This window comes from Streptomyces sp. NPDC006339 (assembly GCF_040612775.1).
Lineage (GTDB): Bacteria > Actinomycetota > Actinomycetes > Streptomycetales > Streptomycetaceae > Streptomyces.
In genome coordinates, this window is sequence record NZ_JBEXQW010000104.1 from 1 (window position 1) to 6500 (window position 6500).

The 6500-nt window shown below is 73.9% G+C and carries 6 protein-coding genes; 4 read left to right on the forward strand and 2 right to left on the reverse strand.

What is annotated here, in order from left to right; genetic code table 11:
• Positions 1 to 631 precede the first annotated feature (631 nt).
• Positions 632 to 1555 carry a siderophore-interacting protein gene (locus tag ABZ135_RS38480; RefSeq protein ID WP_356703033.1) on the reverse strand — a complete coding sequence of 308 codons (924 nt, stop codon included), beginning with the start codon at positions 1553 to 1555 and terminating at the stop codon, positions 632 to 634.
• Between the two features lie 268 nt (positions 1556 to 1823).
• On the opposite strand from ABZ135_RS38480, the gene ABZ135_RS38485 reads away from it, so the two are divergent.
• Both ABZ135_RS38485 and ABZ135_RS38490 read left to right on the forward strand, forming a co-directional pair.
• Positions 1824 to 2024 (forward strand): hypothetical protein, encoded by a 201-nt coding sequence (locus ABZ135_RS38485; RefSeq protein ID WP_345491372.1) that lies wholly within the window; start codon positions 1824 to 1826, stop codon positions 2022 to 2024.
• Between the two features lie 138 nt (positions 2025 to 2162).
• A complete protein-coding gene (locus ABZ135_RS38490; RefSeq protein WP_356703035.1) occupies positions 2163 to 3353 on the forward strand; it encodes an acyl-CoA dehydrogenase family protein in 1191 nt (396 codons plus the stop codon).
• A gap of 19 nt (positions 3354 to 3372) precedes the next feature.
• Here the strand turns inward: ABZ135_RS38490 and ABZ135_RS38495 are convergent, their stop codons facing one another.
• Positions 3373 to 4044 (reverse strand): DUF2278 family protein, encoded by a 672-nt coding sequence (locus ABZ135_RS38495; RefSeq protein ID WP_356703037.1) that lies wholly within the window; start codon positions 4042 to 4044, stop codon positions 3373 to 3375.
• A 314-nt stretch (positions 4045 to 4358) separates the two neighbouring features.
• On the opposite strand from ABZ135_RS38495, the gene ABZ135_RS38500 reads away from it, so the two are divergent.
• Positions 4359 to 5633 (forward strand): hypothetical protein, encoded by a 1275-nt coding sequence (locus ABZ135_RS38500; protein WP_356703039.1) that lies wholly within the window; start codon positions 4359 to 4361, stop codon positions 5631 to 5633.
• A gap of 46 nt (positions 5634 to 5679) precedes the next feature.
• On the forward strand, positions 5680 to 6132 hold the full coding sequence (locus ABZ135_RS38505; RefSeq protein WP_356703041.1) for a hypothetical protein: 453 nt from the start codon (positions 5680 to 5682) through the stop codon (positions 6130 to 6132).
• Positions 6133 to 6500: the final 368 nt, after the last annotated feature.

Consider the following 6500-nt stretch of genomic DNA (forward strand, 5'->3'; position numbering starts at 1 on the left):
GACCGTACGCCGCGAGGAACTCGCCGACTATGTGCTCGGCATCACCGTGAGCGACGGGACCGGCCGTTCCGGGTCCCGGCCGTGACCTGGCCTTCGGCCAGCGGCCGCGTCGGTCACCGCGTCCCGAGCCGTTCCCGGTCGTGCCGTCCCGGGCCCCGGCCGTGCCCGGTGGTCCGGGGCCGTCCCCGCTTCGAGGTCACCGGTCCCGGGTCGTGACCTGGCCGCGCCGTTCCGGGTCCCGGCCGTGACCTGGCCTTCGGCCAGCGGCCGCGTCGGTCACCGGGCCCCGAGCCGTTCCCGGCCGTGCCGTCCCGGCCCCCGGCCGTGCCCGGTGGTCCGGGGCCGTCCCCGCTTCGAGGTCACCGGTCCCGGGTCGTGACCTGGCCGCGCCGTTCCGTGTCCCGGCCGTGACCTGGCCTTCGGCCACCGGCCGCGTCGGTCACCCGGCCCCGAGCCGTTCCCGGCCTCGGCCGTGAGCCGGCCCTTCGGCCACCGGCCCCGGGCCGGGACCCGGGCACCCCGACGCGCCTTCGGGCCGTCACTCGGTCCCCGGCCGTGGCGTCACCGCCTCCCGGCGTGACCGCCTCCCGGCACCGCCCTCCGGCGGTCACCGGCCCCCACCCCCTGCCCCTCACCCCGCCCGCATCGCCAGCCGTTCCCGCGCCTCCGCCAGGTCCTCCGCCGTCGGTGCGTCGTCCTGTGTGAGCCGTCGGCGCCAGTAGCCGGCGAAGTCGATCGCCCGCCGGTCGACCCCGCGCTCCTCCACGAGGTGCCGCCGCAGCGCCCGTACCGTTCCGGCCTCCCCGGCCAGCCACACGTACGGCGCGCCCGCCGGGAAGCCTTCCGCCGCCGACCGTACGGCCGCGACCAGGGACTCGTCCCCGGCCGGCCCGTCCCCGTACACCCAGTGCACCGTCAGGTCCCCGGGGGTCGGCAACGGCTGCCGCTCCGCCGGGTCGGCGACCCGGACGAAGGCGAGAGCCCGCCGTCCCGGCGGCAGGGCCTCGGCGACCGTGGCCAGGGCGGGCAGCGCGCAGGCGTCGGCCACCAGGAGCGCCCAGTCGCCCGCGCCCGGGTCGACGGGCGCGGCGAAGTGGTCCGAGGGTCCGAACATCCCGAGGACGTCCCCGGGCCGGGCCCGGCGCGCCCACCCCGTCGCCGGCCCGTCCTCCTCGCCCCCGTGCAGCAGGAAGTCGATGTCGACGGTCCCGGCGGCCGGATCGTGCGCCCGCACGGTGAAACTGCGCATCCAGGGCCGCCGCTCCTCCGGGATCGCGCCGTACGCGGCGTACCAGCGCATCACGTCGCCGTCGGGGTCCGGCGTCGGCAGTACGGGCTCGGCCTGGCCGGCCCGGGGGAAGAACAGCTTCACCTGGGCGTCGGGCCGGGCGAGGGACGCCCCCGCCAGGGACGGGTCGCCCAGGGTGACCCGGACCATGCGGGGTGTGAGCGACCGGACGCCGGTGACCCGGACGCGGCGCAGGGGCAGGGGCAGGGGCCGAGGCAGGCGGGACTGCGGGCTGGACTGGCCCTCGGGCCGGTTCGGGGAGGTCATCGGGGCTCCTGGACTCGTGTCGGTGGTCGCGTGACTCGGCGGCCAGCCTCCCGCTCCGTATCGACACGCCGCCGACACCGCACCGACACGCGCCGACAGGCACCGGCACCGCCCACCCGTGGACCGCGCCCCGCCACCCTCACCGCCCCATCGCCGCGCCCTCACCACCGACCTCACCCCGCCTCACCGCCCACCGCCCCTCGCCCGGATGCGGGACGAGGTGCCGGACACGAGAATGGCCAGTGCCTGCGAAATACGAGGAGGCGGCATGAACGGTGACACCGACAAGACGTCCCGGGGGGACATCCCGACGCCCGACAGGCTGCTGCACGCCGGGTCGGAGGGTGAGTTCACGGCCGAGGACCTGGTCCTTGCGTCCGGTCGCGACGTGAATCCGAAGAACCTGGCCTGGGCCGAGCGACGCATGGCGGAGAAGGGACGCGCCTCCCTCGACGAACTGCTCCCCTGAGCGGACGGACCGCTCTTCGCGAGCGGCGCGGACGAGCCCGTACGCCCTCGGCGGCGCACGGGCCTTCCGCATTTATGGAACACGTTCTACCGTGGCGCCGCACCGCGCGGAGCGCCGAGCCACGGGAGACGAGACGCCATGCACCTCGAGTACACGCCCGCCCAGCACCGTCTGCGCGCCGAACTGCGTGCCTACTTCGCCGAGCTCGTCCCCGAGGACGTCCACGCGCGGTACGCCGACCCCGCCTCCCAGAAGCGCTTCTACCGCGCGACCGTGCGCCGGCTCGGCGCGGACGGCTGGCTGGGCGTCGGCTGGCCCACCGAGTACGGCGGGCGCGGGCTGACGCCCATGGAGCAGTTCATCTTCTTCGACGAGGCCGCCCAGGCCGGCGTACCGCTGCCGCTGATGGCCCTCAACACCGTCGGCCCGACGATCATGCGCTTCGGCACCGAGGAGCAGAAGGCGTACTTCCTGCCGAGGATCCTCTCCGGTGAGATCGACTTCGCCATCGGCTACAGCGAGCCCGACGCCGGCACCGACCTGGCCGCCCTGAAGACCCGCGCCGTCCGCGAGGGCGACGAGACGACCGGCCACTACACCGTCAACGGCCAGAAGATCTGGACCACCAACGGCGACACCGCCGACTGGGTCTGGCTCGCCGTCCGCACGGACCCCGCCGCGCCGCCGCACAAGGGCATCACCATGCTTCTGGTGCCGACCACCGACCCCGGCTACTCCTGCACCCTCATCAACACCCTCGCCTCCCACGACACCACCGCGAGCTACTACGAGAACGTCCGCGTCCCGTGCTCCCGCCGGGTCGGGGAGGAGAACAAGGGCTGGCGGCTGATCACCAATCAACTCAACCACGAGCGCGTCACCCTGGGCGCCCACGGCACCATGGCCATCCGCGCCCTGCACGACGTCCAGCGCTGGGCCGCCGACACCAAGCTCGCCGACGGCCGCCGCGTCCTCGACCTCGGCTGGGTCCGCCGCACGCTCGCCCGTACCCACGCCCGCCTCGACGCCATGAAGCTCCTCAACTGGCAGATGGTGAACGCCGTCCAGAACGGCACCCTCACCCCCCAGGACGCCTCCGCCGTCAAGGTGTACGGCTCCGAGGCCCGCCGCGACGCCTACGCCTGGCTCATGGAGATCACCGGCACGACGGGCGCCCTCAAGGAGGGCTCGGCCGGCGCCGTCCTGCACGGCGAACTCGAACGCGGCTACCGCTCGGCCGTCATCTTCACCTTCGGCGGCGGCAACAACGAGATCCAGCGCGAGATCATCTCCTGGATCGGCCTCGGCATGCCCCGGGTCCGCCGCTGAGCCGCGCCCCGCGCGCCCGTCACGCCACCGGGTGGCCGTCCGCGTCCGTGCGGGACGACTGGCTCGAGAACATGTTCAGGAAGACGTCGTACCGCCCGTCCGGGCGCTGGGTGAGCGTCGCGCCGTCCTGCCAGACGCCGTTCTCCTGCCACCACTGCGAACCCGCCGGATCGCCCTGGTTCTGGTGGACGTTGTGCATGCCGAGGTCGCCCTCCGGGTCGTCCGTGAACGGTTCGCCGAAGACGAGGATGCGCCGGCCCACCACCAGGATCGGCTCCAGCGCGGCGGCGGCGTCCACGTTCGAGCCGGCGTGCCAGGGCCGTGCGCCGAACAGGGCGAGGAGCTCCTCCAGCCAGGACGGCGGACGGCGCTGGAACAGCACGCCCGACCGGTCCACCAGGGCGGGGTGACGCAGATAGTCCAGGGCGCCGGAGTCCGCCCGGGGCGCCAGCTCGTGGTAGCCCGGGGCCAGGGCCGCGCTCGGCCCGAGGTCGGCGGGGTCCAGGACGAAGGACTTCCACCGCACGCCCACGGTGGACTTGTGGCTGTCGACGTCGATGGCGCAGTGATAACGCCCGGCCGGCGCGTCCACCTCCAGGTTGACGTGGAACCAGCGGCCCTGGTCGTCCGGCTGATCGCGGTAGTGGCGGTACAGGGTTCCCGAGAGCACTCCGTAGTGCGCGAAAGGCATGCCGCAAGTGAACCACCCGTCGTCACGCGGAGTCAGATTGCCGTAACGATGTGTAGTGGCGTGCCGAAGGTCGGCGGCAGGCTCAGGTCCGGAGCGCGACCGTCCCCGCAACCTCCCCTCGACCTCCCCGCGGCCGTGTGCCCGCCGTCCGCGAGCAGTGGCGTGCGGGCCGCCGGGAAGCGGAAGCCCGCCGTGACGTCACCCGCGCGCCGGACGAGCGGAGAGGTCCGCGTTCTCATGACAGGGGAGAAGTGGCACACTGACGCGGTTCGATCATGAAGGAAGCCTCCACCCTCCTCCGAGGAGCCCCGCCGTTGAGCATCACCATCCCAGGACAGATAGACATCGCCGGACCGGTGGGCAAACTGCTCCACCGGCGCCGGCTCCAGAACGCCACGGTCATGCAGTCGTTCGGCATCGACCCGGTCTCCGGCGACATCTTCGTGCTCCAGGTCATGGAGGGCGGGCTCCGGCTCCCCGACGAGGCCGCCGCCGTCGACTACGCCACCCGCAAGGCGAACGGTGACCTGTGCCTGTCCCGGCTCACCCCCGCCGGCACCCTCACCGGCCACATGTACCTGCGCGGCTTCGGACACGGCGTCAACCTCGGCGTGGAGAACCGCGGCGGCACGATCTGGCTCTGGACCGAGACCGCGTCCCTCCCCAACAGCAAGAACGAGGGTTACGGCTCGGCCGTGACCAGCTTCGCGTACGGCAAGGGCGACATCGTCGACTACGGCACCGCGCGCCACACGCCGCCGTACACGCCCGACCCGGCCGCCCGCTTCGTCACCCCCACCATCGACCACGGCGCGGGCGAGCTCGTCATCCGCTACGCCCTCAACGGGGCCACCTCCTACGCACGGTACGACCTGGCCCGGGCGACGGCGGGGGACTGGCAGGCCCTCCAGCGCATCACCCCGGTCGTCCCCGCCGCGGGCACCGACTTCCAGGGGTACGCGTCCCACGCCGGCGTGCTCTACACGCTCAAGGGCCAGAGCCTCGACGCCGCCCCGCTGCCCGGCAACACGTACATCACCGCCTTCGAGTGGGCCACCGGCAACCAGCTCGACCACCGGCACATCACCGCCGGACCCGGCCTGGAATGGCGTGAGGCCGAGGGCATGACGGTCTCCGTCCGCGACGGCGTCCCGCACCTCCACTTCGGCTTCGCCTGCGAGGACCCGGGCCCGCGCACCTGCACGATCATGTCCCTGTCCGCGGCCCCCGAGACCGACGGCGTGAAGGTCCTCGCGGACTGGCGGCCGATCGCCCTCGCCGCGGGGGTGACGGCCGACCAGCACACCCCGAAGGGCCGTCTGATCAGCATCGCCGGCACCACGACCCTCCAGCTCTCCGGCGGGGTCAGGGGCAGCTTCACCACGGACACGGTCATCGGCACCCTGCCCGACGCGCTGACCCCGAGCGTGGTCGCCCGCGCCACCGTGCCGCGCGACAACACCAACGGCGGCCCGAGCGTCGCCCGCCTCGAGGCCGGGACGGACCGCGCGCTGCGCCTGTACGGCGGGCGCTCCACGGACCCGATCACCTGGGCGCAGCTCGACGCCTTCAGCGCCGTCTGGCGCTGACCCCCGCCTCTTCCTCTCTTCCGCCCTCCCAAGGAGCCGACCACCCATGTCCCACAACCGCCGCAGCGTCCTGGGCGCGGCCCTCGCCCTGCCCGCCGCCCTCACCGTCGGCAGCCTCGCCGCCGCCACCCCGGCAGCCGCCGCCGGCGGCGTCGACGCCGGTGCCTGGGCCCCGCTCGTCCTGGAGGCCGGGATCACCCCGAGCCCGGGCGCGGCCGCCGAGGTGCGCCTGGTGACGATCGCCGGCACCACCTTCCTCCAGGCCCGCGGCCTGGTCACCTGCAATCTGGCCGCCGACACCCGGATCGGCCGGCTGCCCGACGGCTTCACCCTCCCGACCGCGTACGTGCGCGCCGTCGCACCGCGCAACAACAGCCAGGGCGTCAACGCCTGCCGCGTCGAGATCAACCCGTCCGGCTCGGTCAGCGTCTACGGCGGCAACGCCGGCAACCCGATCACCTGGATCCAGTTCGACTCGGTGCAGACGGTCTGGCACTGACCCGGTACGGGACCGATCCGGTACGGGCGGATGCGGGCCGGCCTGATCCGGTACGGGACGGATGCGGGCCGGCCATCCGGTCGGAGCCTCCGGGCTGAGGGGCCGCCCGGTCCGGAGCCGCCCGGTCCCCGACCGCCCAGCGATCCGGTGGCGATCCGTCCGGTTTCGACCGGTCGCGTACCGACCGTCGACCCGCGCGGGCGCCGGGCCCAGGCCGTTTCCTTCGGATCACTTTGCCGACCGGATGGATGGCGGCGTGGCGGAGTCCGGCGACCGGCCTGGCCCGAAGTGATGACCGACGCGAGCGGCCGGCAACGGCCGTGGGCGGCGACGGCCCGCTCCGGGGCGCCCTTCCTGTATCGGCCTGC